A 23,471-nucleotide genomic window follows, 5' to 3' on the forward strand; every position below is an offset into this window, starting at 1 on the left:
TCTAGTTTGCTTGTAGTTTTAATAATGTGTGACCAAGGCCAATGTTGTCTGTTCTTTCTGCCACGGTTAAGCCTGCAGCTTCGACAATCTCAAGGAAGTCATCACTGCGATAGAAGCGGCTGTTACCATTTGCAAGGCAAGTAAAGTACAGTGACGTGGCATTCAAACTGTAAGAGGCACCGGCGTATTTTTGCGCGTCCCAAAACAATTCGAGAATGTATACGGTATCGCCTTGTCGTAGTTGCGCTTTGACTTTCTTTAAAATATTGAGAATTTCGATTGGAGAGAAACAATCGAGGAACTGGCTCATCCACCAAATGTCAGCATGCTCAGGCAAGGTTTGAGCTTTGTCCAGCATGTTAGCAGGGAATGGTTTGATGCGATCACTTAGCTGGTTATCCGCTGCGTTCGACATCGCCACTTCAAGCTGCTGTGGTAAATCGACAATCGTCACTTGAACGTCTTGATTGTGGTTACAACACTGCATCGCCCACTTACCTGTGTTACCACCGATATCGACAATGTGGCTTGGTTTGTTGGCAAACACTTCTTTTAGTAGCAATGGGAAGGAACGGTCTGAGTAGAAATGATCAAACTTGAACCAGCTCTGCTTCGCTTGCTCTGGTAAGGTCGATAGCCCTTGGTAAATGGTTTCCCAATCACCCAGTTCTTTTAAGCCTGACGGTTTGCCCTCTTTGATCGCATCGGTTAGGTGCATCATTGCGGCATAACAAACGTCTGCTGTGAAATCCATGTTGGCTTGCGTCATGCCATCATAAAGCAAATAGAAGCCAAGGTTTGCCAATGAGTAGTTAGGCTTTTCCCACAGCACGATGTGCGCGCTAATGGCCATGTCTAACAGCACTTTGACGCCATATTCAGATACGCCCGTTTTCTCTGCGATCTCTACGGCATTCATGCCTTTTGAGCCCGCACTATCCAACGCAGCTAAAATGCCAAGATCTCGAAGTGTTCTCGCGGTCTGGAAAACAATAGGGGCGAAAGATAATTTTTGAGCTTCTGTTTTTGCTTCAAAAGCGTTGAATGGATCAATATTTTGATTTAACACGAAAAAACCTAACTACTATTAATAAAATTATTGTTGAGACTCAGCACCTAAAAGTGCGATGGCTCTCTGAATATCAACATTCAGGTTGTTAACCCAACGATTGTAATTACGGTGAATTTTGCCATCACTCGCTTTTAGATTTACTGAGTTGAGATAAATAATTGAATAATATTTGTTGTTATATGGAATTTTTACTTCAGCAAAATGGCTACGAACGTGAATTTTGGCAATTAATACACCTGGGTTAACTTCTTCTATCGTCCAACCACGATTTGTTGCCGATTGCACAATCGCAGCTTTTACTTGTTTATTTTGAAGATCATAAGCAACTGGAGTATCCTCCACATTCATTACAGGTTGTACTCTTCCACAACCGACAAGAAGCACTGTTAATAACACAGAGATAAGCAGCTTTAAGCGAGACATGGTCGTTTCCTTTTATTGTGACTCTGGTGAAACCCAGATTCTATCGAGCTGTAAAATAAACAATTAAAACAAATATGCCAAACTCGAAGATCAAAATTTCGTTTAATATCGATGCATTATCCGCCAATTCATTGGGTTTAAATCAACCAGAAGAATGGGAGCAGTGGGCATCGGACTGTATATGGCCTGAAGAGGGCAAATTACACGTCGCAGATATCCCACCAATGATGCGCCGACGTATGAGCGCATTAAGCAAACTTGCGGTACAAACCGCGATTGGTCTACTCAAACAGTACGATGTGGATTACTTGGTGTTTGCGAGTCGCCATGGTGAGTTACATCGCAGCGCAGCGTTGATTGAAGACATTATCCAAGGCGAAGAAGCTTCCCCAATGGCGTTTTCTCAGTCGGTGCACAATACCGCAGCGGGCTTGGCAACCATTGCGACTAAGCAACCTATCCCATTGACGTCGATTGCGGCATCAGAGAACACTTTTCAAAGCGCATTGATTGAAGCGTGGTTGTTTCTCGCAGAGAACCCAGACAAAAAAGTACTGTTTATCGACTTTGATGAACCCTTGCCTGATGCTTACTCGGAGTTTGAGACCCAGCAGTATCAAGGTTATGCCGTCGGTATGGTGTTGTCTGCTGGTGACGATTTTAAGATAGAGCAAGTCGCAACAGAAAAAAACGGACACACGTCCCAACCTTGCCCGCTCCCACAAGGATTAGCTTTCTTAAAACACTATCTTTGTGAAGATCCAAGCTGGTTGATTCATTCGCCACAGCAAACATGGGAATGGCATCGTCGATGAGGGTTTTGAATCAATATTGGCGTGTCTTTGCTACTGGCTTTTGTTTTTCCGTATTTGGGCTTGGCGGTCTAGTACTCAGTTTTATCGTCATTCCACTCATTGGTTTAACCACCTCCGATCAAACCGCCAAGGAATATAAAGTCCAAGGTGCGATACAGTTTGCTTTTAATACCTTCTGTAAATTGATGAAATTTACTGGCGCAATCGATTATAAGATCATCGGCGCAGATATTATTCAACAAGATCAAAATTGCCTTATTGTTGCCAACCACCCAAGTTTAATTGATTACGTTCTTATCGCATCTCAATTAAAGCGTTGCGATTGTTTAGTAAAGTCAGCGATTTGGGCCAACCCATTTATGAAACACATTGTGAAAGCTGCGGGTTATATTCCTAATGAAGCTCCTGATGATTTATTAACAATGTGTGAAGAACGTTTTGATAATGGCAATGTATTGCTCATTTTTCCGGAAGGCACAAGAACCACTCCTGGGGTAAAATCAAAATTACAGCGTGGTGCTGCACAAATAGCAGTAAGAACGCAGCGAGATTTAAGAGTTGTACATATTACAGTGACGCCTAGCTTCTTAACAAAAGAGAAAAAGTGGTATCAAGTTCCGGCGACAAAACCCTTTTTCAAAGTGGAAGTGAAGGATAAAGTTGAGATTGAGCCTTTTATAAAGCAAACTACGTCCCCAACAATAGCGGCTCGTCGCTTACAGCAGCATTTAGCTGATACTATTTTTCCAGAATTATAAGCAGGTCCCAGTGGAACAATTACACAACAATATCAAGCAACTTATTATTGACGCATTGAACCTAGAAGATTTAACCGTCGACGATATTGAAACCGAAGCGCCGCTGTTTGGTGATGGTCTAGGCTTGGATTCTATTGATGCACTTGAGCTTGGCTTAGCGATTAAAAAGCAATACAACATTGTCATTGATGCTGACGATTCAAATACACGTGAGCACTTTGCTTCAGTAGCTAACCTTGCGAAGTACATTTCTTCTCAAACTTCTTCCCAAGATAATGAATAGTTTTTAGGTATATTCATGACAGATGTAAATAAAGATCAAGTATTTGAACAAGTTAAAGATGCACTGGTAGAACTGTTTGAAATCGACGCTGCGGATATCCAGCCAGAAGCACACCTTTACACCGATCTCGACCTAGACAGCATTGACGCGGTAGACCTTGTGGTTCACCTGCAAAATGTCACTGGTAAGAAAATCAAGCCAGCTGAATTCAGCACCGTTCGTACGGTGGATGACGTGGTAACGGCTGTCGCTGAACTTCTTAAGGAGAGTTAATGCGCCAATTGCTGACTGGTCTGTCTGCAATTGTCCTGTTTGCCTACCCTTTTGCTGTTTACTTCGGCATTGATCGATTTGGCTTAAACCTCGTTGGGGGCTTGTTAATTGCAGCGTTGCTCTTGCGATTGTTAGTTGCAAACAAGACCCCGCTGAAAGAATTTAAGTTTCTTGCTTTCACCACTGGCATTGTTGGTATCGTTCTGGTCACCCTTGGGGTTGTATTTAAGCAACACGGGTGGCTAAAGTTCTATCCTGTCGTGGTGAACCTTTGCATGCTTGGGGTGTTCGCCCTCAGCTTAAGACAGCCTCAAACCATCATTGAGCGATTGGCTCGGCTTCAAGAACCAGATTTGCCTGAAAGCGGCGTACTCTACACACGTAAAGTCACTCTGGTGTGGTGCGCATTTTTTATTATGAATGCGGCAACTGCACTGTATACCTGCTTTGAATCCATCGAGATTTGGACGTTATACAACGGCCTGATCAGCTACCTACTTGCAGGCAGTTTATTTGCCGGTGAATGGATAGTGCGCCAATTTGTACGAAAGGAACACTAGATCGTATGAACACCCGTTCTTCTGACTTCTCTTCTATTGCCATGTTAATGCGCGCTCAACGTCCTGAACCATCGGTCGTCGCCTTCGAGTCCGCTCAAGAAAAAACATGGGACGAATTTCAGCGCAGTGTTTCCGCTCTAAAAAGACAACTCGACGCCAATCCATCGCTGCGTATTGCTCTTTGCTTTGCCAATAGCTACCTGTTTGCCATCAGTTTTCTTGCTTGTTGCCATGCCAATAAAGCCATCGTTTTGCCAGGGAACTACCAACCAGAAGCATTAAAAGAACTTGATGAACATTACGACCTCGTCCTTCATGATGCTGACGTTTCGGTACCAGACAGCTTGGCCACACGTTGCGTGACGGAAGAAGCAGATGACCGCTCGATGGAGTGGCACTCGCTTAACGCCAGCGCTCTGAGCATCACTTTGTTTACGTCCGGTTCTAGCGGTAAACCTAAAGCCATTGCGAAAACACTTAAACAACTGGATGTCGAAATTGCGATTCTTCAATCCTTATGGGGAGAGAAAATCGCTGGCTGCCAGATTGAAAGTACGGTCTCTCATCAGCATATTTATGGCTTACTTTTCCGTGTGCTTTGGCCACTTTGTGCTGGTCGCGCTTTCGCTACCCACAATCTGGAGTTTCCAGAGCAAATTGTGAATCATGCCACCAGCAATACCGCTTTAATTAGCAGCCCTGCTCTGCTCAAGCGTCTCACCGAGGAGCATAAACCGACGGCATTGCGCTGCGTTTTCTCCTCTGGTGGCCCATTACCGAATGACGCCGCACAACACAGTGCTGAGATTTTTGGTGACTATCCAGTCGAAGTATTTGGTAGTACAGAAACTGGCGGTATTGCTTATCGTCAACAGCTTACTGCGACACAACCTTGGACGCTGTTCCCTGGAGTTGAAGCGGCATTAAACCATGAAAATTGTTTAAAGCTTCGCTCACCGCACATCGATGAAAACGCTTGGTATCAAACCGCAGATGAATGCTATTTCCATGATAGTATTTCTTTCGAATTACGCGGCCGCACAGACCGAATCGTTAAGGTCGAAGAAAAACGTGTGTCTTTGGTTGAAGTAGAAAAACGTTTAGAACAGCTGCCTTGGATTAAGGAAAGTGCTGTTATTCCTATGGAGCAAGCAGGACGATTGTCGCTTTTTGCTGTCATAGTATTGAACGAGCAAGGCCAGCAGACATTAAGTGAACTGGGCAAAGGCAAGTTTTGGCTTGCACTGAGAAAAGCGCTACGTAACTGGTTAGAGCCGATTGCGATACCACGAAAATTCCGAGTGCTGGATGAAGTACCACTTAACAGCCAAGGTAAGCGACAAGTCGCTGAAATAGAAAAACTATTCCAAGAATAATTAAGCATCGAACATGGACAAAAGAAAACCAACGCTCAAGAACATAGACGTGTTAGATAAGACAGCGACCATTGAGATGCTTGTCGACGCTGACATCATGGATTTCCAAGGGCACTTTACGCATTTCCCCCTACTGCCGGGCGTAACTCAAATCGATTGGGCGCTGTTTTATGCCGTCGAATACCTCAATACGCCTGCAGTATTTAAAGGGATGGAAGTGATCAAATTCCAAGAACCTATCCTGCCAGATATGCAGGTTAGCTTATCGCTGTCTTGGGATTCTGAACGTGAAAAGCTGGCGTTCAAATATACTTCTCAATCCGCTGAACAGACGATTGTTCACTCATCTGGCAAAATGAAATTGGGTAGCTAGTGTGAGCGGCGCAAACTCCTATCAACCGTGCTTTCTGATCCCTTGCTATAACCATGGTAGCACCATCGCAGCCGTTGTAGATTCTCTCGCGTCATTTTCCGTGCCCATTTTGGTCGTGGATGACGGCAGTGAAGAGGCGACAAAACAAACACTGGATGCGTTAGCAAACGAAGAGAAAATCACCTTAATTCGTCTGACCGAAAACCAAGGGAAAGGCGGAGCGGTAATGGCTGGTATTCAACAAGCCTACACGGATGGCTTTAGTCACGCGATTCAAATCGACGCCGACGGTCAACATGATCTTGATGCTCTACCTAATCTGCTTCAAGCTTCACAAGATAAGCCAGATAACTTGATTTCAGGTCAACCGATTTACGACGACAGCGTACCAAAATCGCGTCTGTATGGCCGATACGCAACCCATATCTGGGTATGGATTGAAACCTTGTCTCTGTCGATTAAAGACAGCATGTGCGGCTTTCGTGCTTATCCTCTCGAAGCTACGGCCAACGTCCTCAATAAGAATGAGATTGGTAAACGCATGGACTTCGATATCGAGATCCTTGTTCGCATGTATTGGGATGGCACTGATATCGACTTTGTTCCGACTCGGGTGATTTACCCTGAAGGCGGTATTTCCCACTTTGACGCGTTGTGGGACAACGTCAAAATCAGTTGGATGCATACTCGCTTGTTCTTTGGCATGTTGCCACGCATTCCATCTTTGTTAGCTCGAAAACGTCAATCTAAAGACATCGAACAAAAGCACAATCAAAGCGATGCGCATTGGTCGAAACGCAAAGAGCAAGGCACCGTTTTAGGCATCAAGACGCTTCTGGCGATCTACCGTCTGTTTGGCCGCAAAGCGTTCGACTTCATCCTGAAGTTAGTGATGCGCTATTACCACCTTACTGGTAAGTATTCACGTCAAGCATCTGAGCTTTATCTCAACCAATTACAGACTTACGCGAAACAGCAAAGTTTAGTGTTACCACAGCCACTCGATAGCTATCATCATCTTTTGTCATTTGGCCGCACCATGCTGGATAAGCTGGCCGCGTGGCAAGGTGACTTTGACGTGAGTAATCTCACCATTCATGGTCAGCACCACTTCGAAGCAATGGCAGAGAAACAACAAGGTGTGGTCATTCTGGGCTCACATCTAGGCAACATAGAACTGTGCCGCGCACTTGGTCGTCGCCATTCTCATGTCAAAATTAATGCTTTGGTGTTCACCGAACACGCTGAGCAGTTCAATGCGGTCATGAAAGCCGTAAACCCGAGCTCAGAACTCAACGTGATTCAAGTTAGCTCAATGGGGCCAGACACCGCCATTTTGCTACAACAAAAAATTGAGCAAGGTGAATGGGTTGTGATTGTAGGAGATCGCACTTCAACCAGCGTTGAAAGCCGCGTGGTTTGGGCAGACTTTTTAGGTAAATCCGCCCCCTTCCCTCAAGGTCCATTTATGTTGGCCTCGGTACTGAAGGCGCCGGTTTATTTGCTGTTTGGCCTACGAGACGACAATGCCATCACCCCGCACTTCAATGTGTACTTCGAACATTTTAGCGACCAAATCGTCCTACCACGCAAAACGCGCCAAGCAGCGTTAGATACTGTGGTACAGCAATACGCGCAACGATTGGAGCACCATACTCTGCAAGCACCGTTGCAGTGGTATAACTTTTTCAACTTCTGGACTTTAAGTAATCAGCAACATGACAACGAACACTAATCAAAACATTACCTTCGGCGCACAAGCTCTTTCTATCGAAGATGTGGTTGCGATTGCACAAGGCGCAAACGCAAGCATGAATGCGTCACCAGAATTTACGTCCAAGATCGATCGTGGCGTCGCTTTTCTAGAGAAATTGCTGAAAGAAGAAGGCGTCATTTACGGCGTGACCACAGGTTACGGTGACTCGTGTACCGTCGCGATTCCACCAGCATTGGTTGATGAGTTACCGCTGCACTTAACTCGCTTTCATGGTTGTGGCTTAGGTGAAATCCTTTCCCACGAACAAGCAAGAGCCGTTCTTGCGACACGTCTGTGTTCATTATCGCAAGGTGTATCGGGTGTTTCTCACGATCTACTTAACCAGATCGTAAACTTAATCAACCATGATGTTGCTCCACGTATTCCGCAAGAAGGCTCCGTAGGCGCAAGTGGTGACCTAACGCCGCTTTCTTACCTTGCTGCAGCATTGATTGGTGAACGCGATGTGCTTTACAAAGGTGAAGTACGTCCAACCCAAGAAGTGTTTGCCGAATTAGGTATTAACCCAATTACGCTTAAGCCAAAAGAAGGGTTGGCGCTGATGAATGGCACATCGGTCATGACTGCGCTGGCTTGTATCGCTTATAAACGCGCAGAATATCTTGCGCAGTTGTGTACCAAGATAACGGCAATGGTATCGGTGGGCATGCAAGGGAATGATTTCCACTTTGATGAAGCCTTGTTCGCCGTGAAGCCGCACCCAGGCCAACAACAAGTTGCCGCTTGGCTGCGTAACGACCTTAAAGCCGAGCGCCCACCACGCAATAGCGACCGTCTTCAAGACCGTTACTCTCTGCGTTGTGCTCCGCATGTGATTGGTATGGTGCAAGATTCTCTGCCTTGGTTACGTCAGTTGATCGAAAACGAACTCAACAGTGCTAACGACAACCCAATCATTGATGGTGACAACGAACGTGTGCTGCATGGCGGTCACTTCTATGGCGGCCACATCGCAATGGCCATGGATACCTTAAAAGCGAACATTGCTAACCTTGCTGATTTGTTGGATCGTCAAATGGCACAGCTGATGGATTACAAGTTCAACAACGGCCTTCCGTTTAACCTGACCGGTGCAGAGGGCGAACGTAAACCAATCAATCACGGTTTCAAAGCAGTACAAATCGGCATCTCCGCATGGACAGCAGAGGCGCTGAAACACACCATGCCTGCGAGCGTGTTCTCTCGTTCGACAGAGTGCCACAACCAAGACAAAGTCAGCATGGGCACCATTGCTGCACGCGATTGTATGCGTGTACTGGAACTAACCGAACAAGTTGCAGCCGCGTCATTGCTGGCAAGTGTGCAAGCGGTAGAAATTCGTCGTCGCCATAATGAGCTTGATGAGCACCACATGAGCAGTAACTTGAAGATGATTCGCGATGCGGTACTGGAAGAGTTTGAGTTTGTTGTCGAAGATCGTCCTTTAGAGCATGATCTGCGTAACTTCATTGCTAAAATTCAGCAACGTCAATGGTCGTTGTACGCGGAGGCGTAATGCAAGAACAAGTCCTTTACCCTTTGGAAGCTGAGGTGACGATGATCACCTCATTTCAAGATGCAGATCCAATGGGTGTGATTTATCACGGAAACTTCTTTCGCTATTTTGAAGAAGCACGCCGTGTCCTAATGGAAAAGATTGAATACAGCTACCGCGATATGAATGAGTCTGGCTACATGTGGCCAATCATTGATACGCGCGTGAAGTACGTAAAAGCGATTCCGTTCAATCATGAAATTCGTATTACCGCAAAGCTGACAGAGTGGGAGAACCGCTTGCGCGTCGACTATGTGATCTACGATGCCAACACTGACCAACGTATGTGTAAAGCGCACACGACCCAAGTCGCGGTATCGATTGAGAAACAAGAGATGTGCTTTGCTTCACCTGCCGTATTCATGGACAAAATCGAACAATGGCACAAGCATGGGAGCCTTGCTTAATGCGCAAATGGTTATGCTCTTTATTGATGCTGTTCTCTGTTTCTGCTTGGGCTCAAGTGACTGATTTAGAATCCCTTCAACAGCAGTTATCTCAGAACGAGATAGTACGTGGTGACTTTAAACAAAGCCGCCACCTTGAAATGTTCAATCAACCGCTAACATCAACCGGTAAATTTACGCTCAGTAAATCGCATGGCTTATTCTGGCAACAACAAGTGCCATTTGCTGTGAACTTAGTGCTTACTCAAAACAAGTTGCGTCAAACGTTTGGGGATCAAGTTTCAAAGATCATTACGGCCCAAGAAAACCCAATGGCGTTTTACTTCAGCCATGTGTTTCTTTCGGTATTCCATGGCGATACAGCAGCGCTAAAAGCGCAATTTACGCTTAATTTCTCTGCTCAAGAAAACGGTAAATGGCAACTGGCTCTAACGCCTAAACAAGCGCCCCTCAATGCGGTATTTAAAGTGATTACCCTTTCTGGTGAACAACATATCGACCAATTAATGCTAGAAGAACTGCGTGGTGACAAAACAGAAATCGAGTTCACTCAACAGACTTCACTACCACTGGAAATGACGGATGCTGAAAAGGCTCAATTTGACTTCTAAATTCCGGTTAGGTTCGCACTCACTGGCTTTGGTTTGGTTGGGGATTGTAGTGCTTGCAAGTTCGCTGTTGCTGACGCAATGGCTTGATAGCGAGCACTCACCAATTGAAACTAACATTCTGAAGCTATTGCCAGAAAATCAGCAAAACCCAATTGCTGAGCAAGCCTTCGACGCGGTTTCTAGCAGCATGAGTGATAAGGTTATTTTTGTTTTGTCGGCGCCAGATAAAGCCAAACTTTTTCAGGCTGCGGCAGCATTTGAGCAAGGCTTACAACAAACTCAGCACTTTACTGAAGTTGTCGGCAAAATCTCACCAGACAAGCAAAAAGCATGGGCAAGTTACTATTTCAACCATCGCTTTCAGCAACTCACTCCTGAACAACGCGTACGATTAACAACAAATCCTCAAGCGCAAGTTCAGCATGTGATTCAATCTCTCTACAATCCTTTTTCTGGTGTGACAGGACAAGAGTTACAAACCGACCCGTTCTTACTCTTCCGTGATTATTTAGGTCAGGTAACTCAACAAACCTCAGCGTTTCATTTAGAAAATGGGTATTTGTTTACCGAGAAGAACGGCCAACCTTATTTATTGATCACGGCGACATTAGGTGGCTCACCTTACGCATTATCAACCCAATTGGCGGTGCCTGAAATTGACCAATTGGAACACGCCATTGCTAACAAATATGGCGTACAAACGGCACATACTGGTGTGCTGTTTTATGCCGATTTTGGAACTCAAAGCGCGAAGTCAGAAATCAGTACCATCGGCGTATTCTCTCTGCTAGGAATTGTGGTGCTGTTTCTTGTCGTCTTCCGTAGTGTAACGCCATTGGCTTTAGCACTATTGTCTATCTCGGTTGGACTTGCCGTCGCACTAGGTATCACGACATGGATTTTTGGCAGAGTTCACCTGTTTAGCTTGGTTTTTGGCGCGAGTCTGATTGGCGTTTCCATTGACTACGCTTTCCATTATCTAACAGAACGATTAGCCGCTGGTAATCAATGGGACAGCCGCTTGGGGCTGAAACACATCTTTGCTGCAATCACACTTGGGCTTGTCACCAGTTTGATTGGCTATTTAGGTATGCTGGTCGCGCCTTTTCCTGGGCTGCAGCAGTTGGCTCTGTTCTCATCGATTGGTTTGATTACCGCCTATGCGACCGTCGTGGCTTGGTATCCGATATTGGCGACAAAGCCCTCTCAATCGGCCGCAATTTTACCGGGTAAGCGCTTGCTCTCAGTTTGGTTAAACTTATGGCAGCGCCCTGCTTTCAAATTCGGTTTGCCTGTGTTGTGTTTAGCCATCAGCGGATACTATCTTGCTCAACTCAAATACGATGATGATATTCGCCAACTGCAAGCCATGCCAGCGACGTTAAAGCAACAAGAAGCCTTGATAACACAAGTGAGTGGCATGCAGGCATCACAACAAATGTTGGTCGTTAGTGCTGACTCAGATGAAGCCTTAATGCAGCGCTTGGAAAGCCTTGAGCTGATTTTAGCTAACTGGCAAAAAGAGCGCCTTATCAAAGGCCATCAGAGTTTGGCTCAATACTTAGGTTCGAATCAGCGCCAACAACAAGATTTCAACTTAATCAGCCACTTGTACCAAACTCAGGGGCCAGCATTAGCCGCAGGATTGCAACTGACTAAAGTGCCAGAGTTACAAGCTGAATTTGCACCGATCACCCTAGCACAGTACCTCAGTAACCCGGTATCAGAACCGATTCGCTTTCTACATTTAGGTGAGATTGAAGGTAAATCAGCCGCCGTGATTACACTGAATGAAGTTAAGAATCTCGGTCTGGTGCAAGCGTTCGCTCAATCACAAGCTGACGTGGCTTACCTAAACAAAGCAGAAGAAATTTCTACCCTGTTTGGCGAATACCGAATCAAAATCATGGAGCTATTACTGGCAGCGACAGCCTTAATTTTTGCAGTATTAGTCAAACGCTACGGCTTTAAACACGCTTGGCGAATCTTGTTACCGTCTGCCATTGCTTGTGCCGGGGGCCTGGCGGCAGCCGTGGCCGCGGGTTCAACGCTCAATCTGTTTAACTTACTTGGCCTGATTTTGATTCTTGGTATTGGTATCGACTACACCTTGTTCTTTGCCGAGAAAGCTCGCAGTCTCAGCACCTTGCTTGCAATTACGTTGTCAGCCATTACCACGGTCTTATCTTTTGGTCTGCTCTCGTTGAGCCAAACGCATGCCATCCATAGCTTTGGTATCACGGTATTAAGCGGTATTTTTATCGCGTGGCTGCTCTCTCCTATCGCCATCATGACGGAAGATAAATCACAATGAAGTTCAGAACGATGAAGCCCATAACGATGAAGATAACCACGATGCTCCGAGTTACTGTTGGCCTCACGCTAAGCATTCTGCTCAGTGCGTGTAGCTTAGTTCCTCAGCAGTCAACGCCAACGGTGGAAATAGCCAAAGGCACCCAAGTCTCTCTTCCAGCCCCGAGCGCACTAGGCTACCAGCTCACAGCAAGCCAATTGATCACCGCGACTTGGTCGATTGATGGCAAAGACAAGCAAGAACAATTACCCGTACAACTGCAAGTCAGCGACGCTGATGTGGTCTTGGCTGGTTTTTCCTCATGGGGAACTCGCGTCTTGTCACTGCAATACGATGGCACGCAAATCAATACTGAAATTTTAAACGGGCTACAGGGCACCTTACCGGAACCAGAGCAGGTACTATTCAATCTAATGATCACGCTGTGGCCGAGTTCCGCTTGGGAAGCGCCGCTAAATAAGGTAAGGTGGCGAATGATTGATGATGGATATTCCCGAACCGTATTTGATAGCGACGGTGAAAAGGTCATAGAGATACGCTATGCAAACGCTGACAAGTTAAAAGGTCAGATTGATTTTCACCACCTCAAACATGGGTTTTCAATCTCCATTCAAACACTGCAATATCAATTAAACTAGAACGACCTTAGTAAATCTATATGCCAACTCGCTCTCCTCAACCTTTGTATATTCAGGCCTGTGGTTTTCATTCCGCATTGGGCAAAGATGAAAACGTTATTCATCGGTGCCTAGCTGGAATTCAACCATCTAACATGGTCATTGATGCGGATATTCTGAACTCTGGCCGCCAAACAGTGATTGGCCGAGTGGCAGAGTCGTTACCAGAGATGCCGCCTGAGTTAGTCCCATTTGATACTCGCAACAATCGTCTGGCACTATCTGCTCTTCGTCAGATTGAAGGGCCTGTGCGCGACGCCATAGAACAGTATGGCGCAGAACGTGTTGCCGTTGTTATCGGTAGCAGCACGTCAGGCATCACCGATGGCGAGGTGGCATTTGCAGAAAAACTCTCCGAAGGAGACTTCCCTGCAAGCTACCACTATCGCAAGCAAGAACTTGGCAATTGCAGTGACTTTGTCGCCGCTTACTTTGGTTTAGCCGGACCGTGTTATTCAGTTTCCACAGCTTGCTCTTCGAGTGGCCGCGTATTTATTACTGCTCAACGCCTGATTCGAGCCGGGCTTGTAAATGCGGTGATTGTCGGTGGTGTCGATACGATTTGTCGCCTAACACTTAACGGCTTCAACGGATTAGAAGCTCTTTCAGAACAGCACTGCGCACCTTTCAGTGCTGACCGTAATGGCATCAACATTGGCGAATCGGCTTCTGTTATGTTGCTAAGTACATCTCCAACCAAAGTGGCCTTACTTGGCACAGGTGACAGCTCTGACGCGCATCATATCTCCGCCCCTCATCCTGAAGGTGTTGGCGCAGAACAAGCGATGATGAAGGCACTCGAAAACGCGGGTTTATCACCAAGTGACATTGGTTACATCAACGCCCATGGCACAGCAACACCACTGAATGATTCGATGGAAAGCAAAGCCATCCATCGTTGCTTTGGCGATGCAGTCCCTGTCAGCTCAACCAAACCGTTAACAGGTCACACGTTGGGTGCAGCCAGCGCCACAGAAGCGGCCATTGCGTGGCATATTTTAAATTACGACCTCGACCTTCCGATTCAGTCTTGTGAAAATAAAGCCGAAGACATCGAGATTTCGTTGGTAGAAACAGCAACGAAACTGAATGGTAAGGCCATTTTAAGCAACTCTTTTGCTTTTGGTGGTAATAACGTTAGTCTCATTTTTGGTTACGCTCATGACTAAACTTCCCCCTATTGAACAACTGCTTCCGCACGATAAACCGATGATTCTGGTTGATCGTGCTTTAGACGTTCAACAAGACACCATTCATTGCCAAGTTGATATCGGTGACCACAATCCATTCTTCAACCAAGAAAGCCTCTCGGTGCCTGCTTATGTCGGTATCGAGTTCATGGCTCAATCTGTCGCCGCTTGGTCCGGCTATCACGCGCTTACTCAAGGTAAAGAACCGCCCATCGGTTTTTTGCTTGGCAGCCGACGCTACGTGGCAGATTGCGATGCGTTTATGCAGGGGCAAATACTCGACGTATACGCAGAAAAAATGATGGAAGACAATGGTATGGCAGTATTTTCGGCTCGAATTGAGTGGCAAGAAAAGACCATTGCGACCTGCCAACTGAACGTTTACGTCCCATCAGAAGAAAAATTAAAAGAAATGAAAATCAGGAGTCAACAATGACCCGACAAGTCCTCGTAACAGGTGCTAGTAAAGGCATCGGTAAAGCCATCGCCGTTCAACTTGCGAAAGACGGTTTTGACATCGTCGTGCATTACATGGGCGATCAACAAGGCGCACAAGATACTTTAGGTACTATCCAACAAAATGGTGGCAACGGCCGCCTAATTCAGTTTGATATCAGTAACCGTGAAGAATGCCGCAACAAGCTAGAAGCGGACATTGCCGAGCATGCCGCATACTACGGCGTAGTTAACAATGCTGGGATTACTCGCGACACCGCCTTCCCTGCAATGACAGAAGAAGAGTGGGACGGTGTGATTCATACTAACTTAGATAGCTTCTACAATGTGCTGCATCCTTGTGTGATGCCAATGGTACAAAAACGCAAAGGCGGCCGCATTGTAACGCTAGCTTCGGTATCTGGCTTGATGGGCAACCGCGGCCAAACCAACTACAGCGCAGCAAAAGCAGGCGTGATTGGTGCAACTAAGTCATTGGCTCTTGAGCTAGCAAAACGCAAGATCACCGTAAACTGCGTGGCGCCCGGTCTTATCGATACTGGCATGGTAGACGAGCACGTAAAAGAGCACGCGATGCCACAAATCCCTCTGCGCCGCATGGGTGAACCAGAGGAGGTCGCTGGCCTTGTGAGTTACTTAATGTCAGACATCGCGGGCTACGTGACTCGCCAAGTCATTTCAGTAAACGGAGGCTTAGTATGAGTCGTCGAGTCGTTGTAACAGGTATGTCCGGCGTTACTGCTTTTGGTAACGATTGGTCTGCAGTAGAACCTAAACTACGCGATTGTCAAAACGCCACTCAATACATGCCCTCTTACGAGCAATATGATGGTTTGAATACCAAACTGGCAGCTCCAGTCATGGATTTTGAACTGCCTAAGCACTACAAGCGCAAACAAGTTCGCGGCATGGGTCGTGTTTCTAAACTGGCTACCGTAGCCACCGAAAACGCATTAAACCAAGCTGGCTTAATTGGCAACGAAGTGCTGACAAACGGTCAAACTGGCATTGCTTACGGCTCTTCAACAGGCAGTACCGATGCGATTGGTGCCTTTGGTGTCATGCTTAACGAAAAAACCACCAAAGCCATCACTGCAACCACCTACGTACAAATGATGCCGCACACGACTGCAGTTAACGTTGGGCTGTTCTTCGGCTTACGTGGTCGAGTGATTCCGACCAGCAGCGCCTGTACTTCTGGCAGTCAAGCGATTGGTTACGCCTACGAAGCTATCAAACACGGCTACCAAACCGTTATGGTTGCAGGTGGCGCTGAAGAGCTTTGTCCGACAGAATCGGCTGTCTTCGATACCCTTTTTGCGACCAGTCTAAAAAATGAAGAGCCGAAAAGCACACCGAGGCCTTATGACACTGACCGCGACGGCCTAGTGATCGGTGAAGGTGCGGGTACGTTGGTTTTAGAAGAATACGAACACGCCGTTGCACGTGGTGCGACAATCTATGCAGAGATTATCGGCTTTGCAAGTAACTGCGATGCGGCACACGTGACGCAACCTCAAATGGAAACCATGCAGATCTGTATGGAAATGGCGTTACAGAATGCAGGTATTCCTGCGGATAAAATCGATTATGTTTCGGCTCACGGAACGGCAACCGACCGAGGAGATATCGCAGAAAGTAACGCGACTGCCAATGCACTCGGTAAGGTGCCAATCAGTTCTTTAAAGAGCTACTTTGGCCATACTCTGGGCGCTTGCGGCGCTATCGAAGCCTGGTTAAGTCTTGAGATGATGCATACAGGTTGGTTTAGCCCGACCCTCAACTTAGATAATCTCGATCCACAATGTGGTGATCTCGATTACTTATCCGGTCAAGGCCGTGAACTGGAAGTGGAATACTTAATGAGTAACAACTTCGCGTTCGGTGGCATCAACACTTCGATCATTTTTAAGAAAATTTAACCCGTTAAAAAAGCGCTAGTAGATACTAGCGCTTTTTTATTAAATTGGCTAAAACGACAAAGCCCCGATAACTCGAGGAGTTATCGGGGCTTTTGAATAAATGGCACGCCCTATAGGATTCGAACCTATGACCACATCCTTAGAAGGGACGTGCTCTATCCAGCTGAGCTAAGGGCGCGCTACAGGGACAGGATTATACGAGTTCAAGCGCTTAAATCAACGTGTTTTCATAACATTCTGATCTGAATGCCTAAAAAAAGGGCATTGAAACGAGAAATGTTCAAAAACACTACAAAGCAAACGTTTGCGTATGGATGTTAAATAGATTTTCTGCGACAATGCGCCGCAAATAATTTCCCTTCTCAATTTAAAAGGAAAGTCATGACTGCTCAAAATATAGATGGAACTCTCATTTCCCAAACTGTTCGATCCGAAGTTGCAGCACGAGTGAAAGCTCGCGTTGGAGCGGGCCTACGTGCACCAGGTCTTGCAGTTGTTCTAGTTGGTGAAGATCCAGCTTCTCAAGTTTACGTTGGCAGCAAACGCCGTGCGTGCGAAGAAGTTGGCTTTGTCTCTAAGTCTTTTGACCTTCCTGCGACTACGTCGGAAGAAGAGTTGCTATCTCTCATTGACGAGTTGAACAATGATGCAGAAATCGACGGTATTCTTGTTCAGTTGCCACTTCCTGCTGGCATCGATGCAACGCATGTTCTTGAACGTATTCACCCAGAGAAAGACGTGGATGGCTTCCACCCTTATAACGTGGGCCGTCTAGCGCAGCGTATTCCTAAGCTTCGCTCTTGCACGCCAAAAGGCATCATTACTCTTCTTGATCGTTACAACATCGAACTACGTGGCAAGCACGCGGTTGTGGTTGGCGCATCAAACATCGTTGGTCGTCCTATGACACTTGAGCTGCTACTTGCAGGCTGTACAACGACAACTTGTCACCGCTTTACGAAAGATCTAGAAGGTCACGTTCGCCAAGCTGATCTTGTTGTGGTTGCGGTTGGTAAGCCAAACTTCATTCCTGGCGAGTGGGTTAAGAAAGGGGCTGTTGTGGTCGATGTAGGCATCAACCGTCTTGAATCTGGCAAGCTAGTCGGCGACGTGGAATACGATAAAGCACGTGAGAACGCGAGCTTTATTACTCCTGTACCGGGCGGCGTAGGTCCTATGACGGTAGCAAGCCTAATTGAGAACACGATGCTCGCTTGCGAGCAGTTTCATACGAAGAAATAAAGAATTACGATACTGAAAGGGCTCCGCAAGGAGCCCTTTCAGTTTGGAGCAGCAACCCCCTCTAACTCCCCCTTGAAAATGGGGAGGACCTGACTGAGATCGCTACTCGTTTGTTAACTTATTCAAATGCAGCAACCGGATTTAGTTTGGAGTAACAACCCCCTCTAACTCCCCCTTGAAAATGGGGAGGACCTGACTGAGCTCGCTATTCGTTCGCTAACTTATTCAAATGCAGCGACCGGATTTAGTTCGGAGTAATAATCCCCTCTAACTCCCCCTTGAAAATGGGGAGGACCTGACTGAGATCGCTATTCGTTCGCTAACTTATTCAAATGCAGCTACCAGATTTAGTTCGGAGTAATAATCCCCTCTAGCTCCCCCTGAAAATTGGGAGGACCTGACTGAGATCGCTATTCGTTCGCTAACTTATTCAAATGCAGCGACCGGATTTAGTTCGGAGTAATAACCTCCTCTAGCTCCCCCCTGAAAATGGGGAGGACTGGATCGCTCTAACAGATGCAATCAAAGCAAACATTATATGAATTCTCGATTATCGCTTCACACTAAGCGCACTCCGCTCTAGTCCCCTCCCCTTTTTAAGGGGAGGGTTAGGGAGGGGTTGAGAACGCAAAGGAAGCACAAGTGCAACAACGAACGTTTAACTTGAAGTATCAAAAGAAAATCAGAAGCAAGCTACGCTCGAATATGCCAAAACCTGAAGAAGTACTTTGGCAAAAAATTAGACGAAAACAACTCGGTGTAAAGTTTCGTAGGCAACACGGTATTGGTCGCTACATCGTTGACTTCTATTGTGCTGAATTGAGTCTCGTAATAGAAATTGATGGCGATAGCCATTTCTCTACCGAGGGAAAAGAGAAAGATACAAAGAGGGATGCATTCATAGAAGCGTTGGGGATTAAGGTTCTGCGATTTACCAACGAAGAAGTGATGAAGCAAACCGAGTCTGTTTTGGAAAGGATTATTCAATTTAGTTCGGAGTAATAACCCCCTCTAGCTCCCCCTTAAAAATGGGGAGGACTGGACTGAGCTCGCTACTCGTTTGTTAACTTATTCAAATGCAGCAACCGGATTTAGTTTGGAGTAACAACCTCCTCTAACTCCCCCTTGAAAATGGGGAGGACCTGACTGAGATCGCTATTCGTTCACTAACTTATTCAAATGCAGCGACCGGATTTAGTTCGGATTAATAACCCCTTCTAACTCCCCCTTAAAAATGGGGAGGACTGGACTGAGCTCGCTACTCGTTTGTTAACTTATTCAAATGCAGCGACCGGATTTAGTTCGGAGTAATAACCTCCTCTAACTCCCCCTTGAAAATGGGGAGGACCGGAAAGAGATCGATTCAACTAATGCAATCGCTACAGACATTATATTAACTGTCGATTGGCGCTCCATACTCAGCGCACTCAGGTCTAGTCCCCTCCCCTTTTTAAGGGGAGGGTTAGGGAGGGGTTCTGTTACAAACTCAAAATCACGCCAGCGATTGATGCACTCATCAAGTTCGCCATTACACCTGCTGCAATTGCGCGGAAGCCGTATTTCGAGATGAATGAACGCTTCTCTGGTACGAGTGAGCCTAGACCACCAATCAGCATCGCCATGGTTGAGATGTTTGCGAAACCACACAGTGCGAAGGTTACGATAGCTTGTGAGTGTGCGCTTAGCTGAGACTTCACTTCCATCAGTTGGATGAAGGCTACGAACTCGTTTACCACGATCTTATTACCGATCAGAGAACCGGCCACGATAGCTTCGTTCCAAGGAATACCTAGCAACCATGCGATTGGTGCGAATAGGTAGCCAAGCACTAGCTCGAAGCTCAATTCCATACCGAATAGACCGCCGAACCAGCCCAGAATGCCATTTAGCATCGCGATAACACTCACAAACGCCAATAGCGTTGCACCTACCGCCACTGCGATACGTAAACCAGACATTGCGCCGTCTGCCATTGCTTCAACCACGTTGGTTGCTCGTGGAATTTCTACTTGGTCTAGGTCCATATCCTGAGTTGTGGTGTCTGTCTCTGGCATCATAATTTTTGCCATTAGAAGACCCGCTGGCGCAGACATAAATGCAGCTGCGATTAGGAAGTTCAGATCCACACCCAGTGATGCGTAACCTACTAGCGTGCCACCAGCAACCGATGCCAAACCACCAGTCATTACTGCGAAGAACTGAGAGTCTGTCATGTGCTTAAGATATGGCTTAACGACTAATGGTGCTTCAATCATGCCCACAAAGATGTTCGCTGTCGCAGACAGTGATTCTGCTCGGCCAGTACCTAACAAGCGCTGTAGACCACCACCGATTAGGTTGATCACTTTTGGCATTAGGCCGATGTGGTACAAACCAGAAATCAGTGCCGAGAAGAAGATGATGATACCAAGTACGTTAATCGCGAAGGTAAAGCCACCTGTTGCTAGGTTGCCAAATAGGAACGCGATGCCCTCTTGACCGTAGTTGATCAGATTAGAAACCGCGCCAGTTACTGCGTTAAGCGCTTCTTTACCCGCTGGTACATACAATACCAAAAGCGCGAAGATAACTTGCAGAGCAAAAGCCAAAGACACCGTTCGTAGACGAATGTTCTTGCGGTTAGTCGAAAGCAGCCATGCTACGAATAGGATGGCTACGATACCAAGAATTGAGTTCATAAAATGAATCCGACAAAGGGGGAACAGGAAAGGCGTCGGATTGTATAGAGCATAATAAATGCTGCAAGTTGGAGATGTTAACAGGCTGAATAAGTCGGCTGGTTGCAATTTAACCAGCCAAATAACTCATTGAATTAAATGAAGATAAACGTTTGCCTAAAATCATTATTTCCAAATAGAAAATATGTTTCTGAATTTGGAAAAATTTTGTGATTCAAATCACCTTATGTACTCGCTACTTAGGAATCGAAATATAAGGTGCTAATCGCTGATCCCAATGGCAAGGCGATCCGATCTTCTGTTTAATGAAATCGATCACCGCGGAGATCTTTTTTGGCATATGCTGACGACTTGGGTACACCGCATAAAACGGCATAGATTGGCTGGCTCTCCAATCTGGTAGAAGCTGAATCAGTTTACCTGAGCGGAATTCATCCCCTAGCAAGTAAGTGGCTAAGTAAGCAATCCCCCACCCTGCGATCGCAGCATCACGTACCGCTTCTGCCAAATCGACTGAGTAGTTGCCAGAGACTTTCACGTTGAGTTCTTGCTCGCGATTGGTGAACGCCCAACTGGTGTAGTCACGCTCCCAACTGCGGTAGATAAGACAGTTGTGTTGCGACAAGTCATTCGGTTCGGTTGGTGTATCGTACTTGAGTAAGTAATCCGGCGAGGCCGCAACCACGAATTGGCAATCTGCTAAGCGCTGAGCAATGTAGCCTTCTGGCAAATGTTCATTATTGGTGATCCACAGATCCAAGCCTTCTTCGAGCATATCGACTTTGTAATCGAACAAATGCACTTCAACTTGCAGTTGTGGGTACTGCTCGCGAAGTTCTTGGATAGCAGGAATGATGTGGAGTGTGCCAAAAGATTGCGACAACCCAAGACGAACCAAGCCGGCGACTTCATCGCGTTGGCTTTCCATCTCTAACGTGGCACTGCTAACGGCTTGTACCACTTGCTCACAGTGGTGGTAGAAGGTTTGCCCCGCTTCGGTTGGCGTGAAGCTGCGCGTGGTACGTTGCACAAGCTTGATGCCTAATGAAGCTTCTAATTGGCTAAGCTGTTTACTGACGTGAGAAACAGACACACCAAGGCTCTTTGCCGCAGCGGTAAAATTCTTATGTTTGATCAACGCCGAGAAGATCACCATTTGTGCAGCACGTTCAGATAACACGCAAACCTCGTTTAAAATAGAGAAAACAAAGGGCCCCGAAGAGCCCTTTTTATTCGTTTATACATTCAACCTAGAATGTGATGCGGTCAGCTAAATGACTTACCGCCAGTGCGAAGTAGTAAGAGCGGTTCCACTTCATCAACACATTGTAGTTGTTGTACACCAAGTAAGTACGGCCGTTCTCATCGTCTGGCATGATCAGCCAAGCTTTAATGTCTTCGTCCAGCTTAGGAAGTGGGCTGCCATCGTATTTGGTGATACCGAGCTTGCTCCATTCTTGAAGGTACTTACCTTTTTCTGCTTCGCGACCTTGCAGGTTGTGGTCAATGCCGTGTGGCACTTTAACCTGACGCCCCCAAGTGAACTTATCATCCCAGCCAGATTTGCTTAGGTAGTTCGCAGTAGAAGCAAACACGTCTGCTTCTGATTGCCAGATGTCCTTCTTACCGTCACCGTTACCATCCGCGGCAAAGCGCAGGAATGAGCTTGGCATAAACTGACATTGACCCATCGCGCCAGCCCAAGAACCTTTGAAGTTCTCTAGCTCGATATGACCTTCATCTAGGATTTGTAGCGCCGCCATGGTTTCTTTACGGAAGAACTCTTCACGACGACCTTCAAATGCCATGGTCGACAACGCGTCGATCACGCGGAAGTTACCGGTGAACTTACCGAAGTTACTTTCCACGCCCCAAAGTGCAACGATAAAGCGCGGCTGTACACCAAACTCATCGCCAATGCGTTTTAGTTCAGCGTAGTGTTCTTTATACAGTTGCTTCGCTTGCTTGACCTTCCACTCAGGAACCGCACGCGGAATGTATTCGTCTAACGTCAGTTTCTTCTCTGGCTGGTTACGGTCTGCTTTTACTGCTCGTGGTTTGTATTCCACATCAGAAAAAGCAGCACTGATCACCTGCTCAGAAATACCTTTATCACGCGCTTCTGCACGCAATTTATTTAGGTATTCATCAAAGCCGTCGCTGCTTGCAACGGCTGAAGTACACATACCAACGCTGAGCATGGCTGCCAGTAATTTTTTCATATCGCCCTCCTTTATGAGCGAGGCAGAATTCCCAGATGAAAAGTTGCGAGTTTATTCGCCTTTCTGCTGGGCTTTTTGTTCTTTGTATTTATCGAGTAGGTTTTCCGGCGGAGGCGGAACCTGTAGGAAGAAACCGTCATTAATTAATGAAGCTTTCACTTTCTCGACATCAACTTGTGCCAAAGTACGGCCATCAAGTTTGATTGTCATCACCGGCATAGGCTTACCGAACATTTGCATAAGCATGTCAGGAACCTGTGAGAAATCATCCTTTTTCGGAATATAGAGATAAGTGCCTTCTTTTTTAGAACTTTTATAAATAGAACAAAGCATGACGAGCCTTTTGTGCTGATTTACCCGCTTTGAGTGCGGATTTTGTTGAAAACGTAAAATTCTCGCAAACTTGATTGCAAATTTGAGATTAATTCACTTATTTGCTCGCTTGAGAACTTGCTGCGCTAAAGGATGAAATATAACATGACAGACCTAGTTTAAGGCAACGCTCTTT

Annotated in this window: 25 protein-coding genes and 1 tRNA gene; 19 read left to right on the forward strand and 7 right to left on the reverse strand. The window is 46.4% G+C overall.

Annotation, left to right across the window (positions count from 1 at the left end):
• Position 1: 1 nt before the first annotated feature.
• Together ITG12_RS06635 and ITG12_RS06640 are read right to left on the reverse strand one after the other, a co-directional pair.
• Positions 2-1,069, reverse strand: coding sequence for a class I SAM-dependent methyltransferase (locus ITG12_RS06635; RefSeq protein WP_038879344.1), 1,068 nt, complete (start codon positions 1,067-1,069; stop codon positions 2-4).
• A 27-nt stretch (positions 1,070-1,096) separates the two neighbouring features.
• Positions 1,097-1,495, reverse strand: a complete 399-nt coding sequence (locus ITG12_RS06640; protein ID WP_104027384.1) for a hypothetical protein — start codon at positions 1,493-1,495, stop codon at positions 1,097-1,099.
• A gap of 74 nt (positions 1,496-1,569) precedes the next feature.
• Here ITG12_RS06640 and ITG12_RS06645 point away from each other — a divergent pair, with 74 nt between their 5' ends.
• From ITG12_RS06645 to ITG12_RS06725, 17 genes are read left to right on the forward strand one after another with little or no spacing between them, the layout of a single operon-like run.
• Positions 1,570-2,310 carry a beta-ketoacyl synthase chain length factor gene (locus ITG12_RS06645; RefSeq protein ID WP_248873880.1) on the forward strand — a complete coding sequence of 247 codons (741 nt, stop codon included), beginning with the start codon at positions 1,570-1,572 and terminating at the stop codon, positions 2,308-2,310.
• Complete coding sequence (locus ITG12_RS06650; RefSeq protein ID WP_039975620.1) at positions 2,307-3,068, forward strand: lysophospholipid acyltransferase family protein; 762 nt, start codon at positions 2,307-2,309, stop codon at positions 3,066-3,068. Before ITG12_RS06645 ends, ITG12_RS06650 begins: the two co-directional genes overlap by 4 nt.
• A gap of 10 nt (positions 3,069-3,078) precedes the next feature.
• On the forward strand, positions 3,079-3,351 hold the full coding sequence (locus ITG12_RS06655) for a phosphopantetheine-binding protein (protein ID WP_038865613.1): 273 nt from the start codon (positions 3,079-3,081) through the stop codon (positions 3,349-3,351).
• Between the two features lie 15 nt (positions 3,352-3,366).
• On the forward strand, positions 3,367-3,624 hold the full coding sequence (locus ITG12_RS06660) for an acyl carrier protein (protein WP_038865615.1): 258 nt from the start codon (positions 3,367-3,369) through the stop codon (positions 3,622-3,624).
• Positions 3,624-4,184 (forward strand): septation protein IspZ, encoded by a 561-nt coding sequence (locus tag ITG12_RS06665; protein ID WP_038865617.1) that lies wholly within the window; start codon positions 3,624-3,626, stop codon positions 4,182-4,184. The genes ITG12_RS06660 and ITG12_RS06665 overlap by 1 nt, the downstream gene beginning before the upstream one ends.
• Before the next feature lie 5 nt (positions 4,185-4,189).
• On the forward strand, positions 4,190-5,560 hold the full coding sequence (locus tag ITG12_RS06670; RefSeq protein ID WP_248873881.1) for an AMP-binding protein: 1,371 nt from the start codon (positions 4,190-4,192) through the stop codon (positions 5,558-5,560).
• 13 nt (positions 5,561-5,573) lie between these two features.
• Positions 5,574-5,933 (forward strand): 3-hydroxyacyl-ACP dehydratase, encoded by a 360-nt coding sequence (locus ITG12_RS06675; protein WP_045463721.1) that lies wholly within the window; start codon positions 5,574-5,576, stop codon positions 5,931-5,933.
• 1 nt (position 5,934) lies between these two features.
• A complete protein-coding gene (locus ITG12_RS06680) occupies positions 5,935-7,668 on the forward strand; it encodes a glycosyltransferase family 2 protein (RefSeq protein ID WP_248873882.1) in 1,734 nt (577 codons plus the stop codon).
• Entirely contained in the window at positions 7,652-9,205 is a 1,554-nt protein-coding gene (locus ITG12_RS06685) for an aromatic amino acid ammonia-lyase (RefSeq protein ID WP_039975609.1), read from the forward strand. Before ITG12_RS06680 ends, ITG12_RS06685 begins: the two co-directional genes overlap by 17 nt.
• Positions 9,205-9,651 carry an acyl-CoA thioesterase gene (locus tag ITG12_RS06690; protein ID WP_038879318.1) on the forward strand — a complete coding sequence of 149 codons (447 nt, stop codon included), beginning with the start codon at positions 9,205-9,207 and terminating at the stop codon, positions 9,649-9,651. Before ITG12_RS06685 ends, ITG12_RS06690 begins: the two co-directional genes overlap by 1 nt.
• Positions 9,651-10,262 carry an outer membrane lipoprotein carrier protein LolA gene (locus ITG12_RS06695; RefSeq protein ID WP_248873883.1) on the forward strand — a complete coding sequence of 204 codons (612 nt, stop codon included), beginning with the start codon at positions 9,651-9,653 and terminating at the stop codon, positions 10,260-10,262. The genes ITG12_RS06690 and ITG12_RS06695 overlap by 1 nt, the downstream gene beginning before the upstream one ends.
• Positions 10,234-12,576, forward strand: a complete 2,343-nt coding sequence (locus ITG12_RS06700) for an MMPL family transporter (RefSeq protein ID WP_248873884.1) — start codon at positions 10,234-10,236, stop codon at positions 12,574-12,576. Before ITG12_RS06695 ends, ITG12_RS06700 begins: the two co-directional genes overlap by 29 nt.
• A gap of 26 nt (positions 12,577-12,602) precedes the next feature.
• Positions 12,603-13,214, forward strand: a complete 612-nt coding sequence (locus tag ITG12_RS06705; protein ID WP_042602236.1) for a DUF3261 domain-containing protein — start codon at positions 12,603-12,605, stop codon at positions 13,212-13,214.
• A gap of 20 nt (positions 13,215-13,234) precedes the next feature.
• Positions 13,235-14,422 carry a beta-ketoacyl-[acyl-carrier-protein] synthase family protein gene (locus ITG12_RS06710; protein WP_248873885.1) on the forward strand — a complete coding sequence of 396 codons (1,188 nt, stop codon included), beginning with the start codon at positions 13,235-13,237 and terminating at the stop codon, positions 14,420-14,422.
• Positions 14,415-14,879 (forward strand): hotdog family protein, encoded by a 465-nt coding sequence (locus ITG12_RS06715; protein WP_248873886.1) that lies wholly within the window; start codon positions 14,415-14,417, stop codon positions 14,877-14,879. The genes ITG12_RS06710 and ITG12_RS06715 overlap by 8 nt, the downstream gene beginning before the upstream one ends.
• Entirely contained in the window at positions 14,876-15,601 is a 726-nt protein-coding gene (locus ITG12_RS06720) for a 3-ketoacyl-ACP reductase FabG2 (RefSeq protein ID WP_248873887.1), read from the forward strand. The genes ITG12_RS06715 and ITG12_RS06720 overlap by 4 nt, the downstream gene beginning before the upstream one ends.
• Positions 15,598-16,821: a beta-ketoacyl-ACP synthase gene (locus ITG12_RS06725; protein WP_042602203.1), complete on the forward strand. Its 1,224-nt coding sequence runs from the start codon at positions 15,598-15,600 to the stop codon at positions 16,819-16,821. Before ITG12_RS06720 ends, ITG12_RS06725 begins: the two co-directional genes overlap by 4 nt.
• 101 nt (positions 16,822-16,922) lie before the next feature.
• Here ITG12_RS06725 and ITG12_RS06730 read toward each other — a convergent pair.
• A tRNA-Arg gene (locus ITG12_RS06730) sits at positions 16,923-16,999 on the reverse strand.
• Between the two features lie 203 nt (positions 17,000-17,202).
• Here ITG12_RS06730 and folD point away from each other — a divergent pair.
• On the forward strand, positions 17,203-18,063 hold the full coding sequence (gene folD / locus ITG12_RS06735; RefSeq protein ID WP_042602204.1) for a bifunctional methylenetetrahydrofolate dehydrogenase/methenyltetrahydrofolate cyclohydrolase FolD: 861 nt from the start codon (positions 17,203-17,205) through the stop codon (positions 18,061-18,063).
• Between the two features lie 705 nt (positions 18,064-18,768).
• Positions 18,769-19,065 (forward strand): endonuclease domain-containing protein, encoded by a 297-nt coding sequence (locus tag ITG12_RS06740; RefSeq protein ID WP_042606119.1) that lies wholly within the window; start codon positions 18,769-18,771, stop codon positions 19,063-19,065.
• Between the two features lie 476 nt (positions 19,066-19,541).
• Here ITG12_RS06740 and ITG12_RS06745 read toward each other — a convergent pair whose 3' ends face one another.
• The 4 genes from ITG12_RS06745 to ITG12_RS06760 form a co-directional block, all read right to left on the reverse strand.
• A complete protein-coding gene (locus ITG12_RS06745; RefSeq protein WP_038865646.1) occupies positions 19,542-20,741 on the reverse strand; it encodes a NupC/NupG family nucleoside CNT transporter in 1,200 nt (399 codons plus the stop codon).
• Positions 20,742-20,976: 235 nt separating this feature from the next.
• Positions 20,977-21,921: a LysR family transcriptional regulator gene (locus tag ITG12_RS06750; protein WP_038879297.1), complete on the reverse strand. Its 945-nt coding sequence runs from the start codon at positions 21,919-21,921 to the stop codon at positions 20,977-20,979.
• A 70-nt stretch (positions 21,922-21,991) separates the two neighbouring features.
• A complete protein-coding gene (locus ITG12_RS06755) occupies positions 21,992-22,963 on the reverse strand; it encodes a lytic murein transglycosylase (RefSeq protein ID WP_248873888.1) in 972 nt (323 codons plus the stop codon).
• A gap of 51 nt (positions 22,964-23,014) precedes the next feature.
• Entirely contained in the window at positions 23,015-23,296 is a 282-nt protein-coding gene (locus tag ITG12_RS06760) for a YcgL domain-containing protein (protein ID WP_038865650.1), read from the reverse strand.
• Positions 23,297-23,471: the final 175 nt, after the last annotated feature.

The sequence above is a fragment of the Vibrio sp. ED002 genome, from assembly GCF_023277445.1.
Lineage (GTDB): Bacteria > Pseudomonadota > Gammaproteobacteria > Enterobacterales > Vibrionaceae > Vibrio > Vibrio jasicida.

Bases quoted from the DNA above. Each gene is read 5' to 3' on its own strand.
- ITG12_RS06740 (WP_042606119.1), top strand. From the start codon at position 18,769: ATGCCAAAACCTGAAGAAGTACTTTGGCAAAAAATTAGACGAAAACAA.
- ITG12_RS06760 (WP_038865650.1), bottom strand. From the start codon at position 23,296: ATGCTTTGTTCTATTTATAAAAGTTCTAAAAAAGAAGGCACTTATCTC.
- ITG12_RS06725 (WP_042602203.1), top strand. From the start codon at position 15,598: ATGAGTCGTCGAGTCGTTGTAACAGGTATGTCCGGCGTTACTGCTTTT.
- ITG12_RS06705 (WP_042602236.1), top strand. From the start codon at position 12,603: ATGAAGATAACCACGATGCTCCGAGTTACTGTTGGCCTCACGCTAAGC.
- ITG12_RS06660 (WP_038865615.1), top strand. From the start codon at position 3,367: ATGACAGATGTAAATAAAGATCAAGTATTTGAACAAGTTAAAGATGCA.
- ITG12_RS06695 (WP_248873883.1), top strand. From the start codon at position 9,651: ATGCGCAAATGGTTATGCTCTTTATTGATGCTGTTCTCTGTTTCTGCT.
- ITG12_RS06645 (WP_248873880.1), top strand. From the start codon at position 1,570: ATGCCAAACTCGAAGATCAAAATTTCGTTTAATATCGATGCATTATCC.
- ITG12_RS06640 (WP_104027384.1), bottom strand. From the start codon at position 1,495: ATGTCTCGCTTAAAGCTGCTTATCTCTGTGTTATTAACAGTGCTTCTT.
- ITG12_RS06690 (WP_038879318.1), top strand. From the start codon at position 9,205: ATGCAAGAACAAGTCCTTTACCCTTTGGAAGCTGAGGTGACGATGATC.
- ITG12_RS06710 (WP_248873885.1), top strand. From the start codon at position 13,235: ATGCCAACTCGCTCTCCTCAACCTTTGTATATTCAGGCCTGTGGTTTT.
- ITG12_RS06670 (WP_248873881.1), top strand. From the start codon at position 4,190: ATGAACACCCGTTCTTCTGACTTCTCTTCTATTGCCATGTTAATGCGC.
- ITG12_RS06685 (WP_039975609.1), top strand. From the start codon at position 7,652: ATGACAACGAACACTAATCAAAACATTACCTTCGGCGCACAAGCTCTT.
- ITG12_RS06675 (WP_045463721.1), top strand. From the start codon at position 5,574: ATGGACAAAAGAAAACCAACGCTCAAGAACATAGACGTGTTAGATAAG.
- ITG12_RS06755 (WP_248873888.1), bottom strand. From the start codon at position 22,963: ATGAAAAAATTACTGGCAGCCATGCTCAGCGTTGGTATGTGTACTTCA.
- ITG12_RS06665 (WP_038865617.1), top strand. From the start codon at position 3,624: ATGCGCCAATTGCTGACTGGTCTGTCTGCAATTGTCCTGTTTGCCTAC.
- ITG12_RS06650 (WP_039975620.1), top strand. From the start codon at position 2,307: ATGAGGGTTTTGAATCAATATTGGCGTGTCTTTGCTACTGGCTTTTGT.
- folD (WP_042602204.1), top strand. From the start codon at position 17,203: ATGACTGCTCAAAATATAGATGGAACTCTCATTTCCCAAACTGTTCGA.
- ITG12_RS06700 (WP_248873884.1), top strand. From the start codon at position 10,234: ATGCTGAAAAGGCTCAATTTGACTTCTAAATTCCGGTTAGGTTCGCAC.
- ITG12_RS06745 (WP_038865646.1), bottom strand. From the start codon at position 20,741: ATGAACTCAATTCTTGGTATCGTAGCCATCCTATTCGTAGCATGGCTG.
- ITG12_RS06720 (WP_248873887.1), top strand. From the start codon at position 14,876: ATGACCCGACAAGTCCTCGTAACAGGTGCTAGTAAAGGCATCGGTAAA.
- ITG12_RS06715 (WP_248873886.1), top strand. From the start codon at position 14,415: ATGACTAAACTTCCCCCTATTGAACAACTGCTTCCGCACGATAAACCG.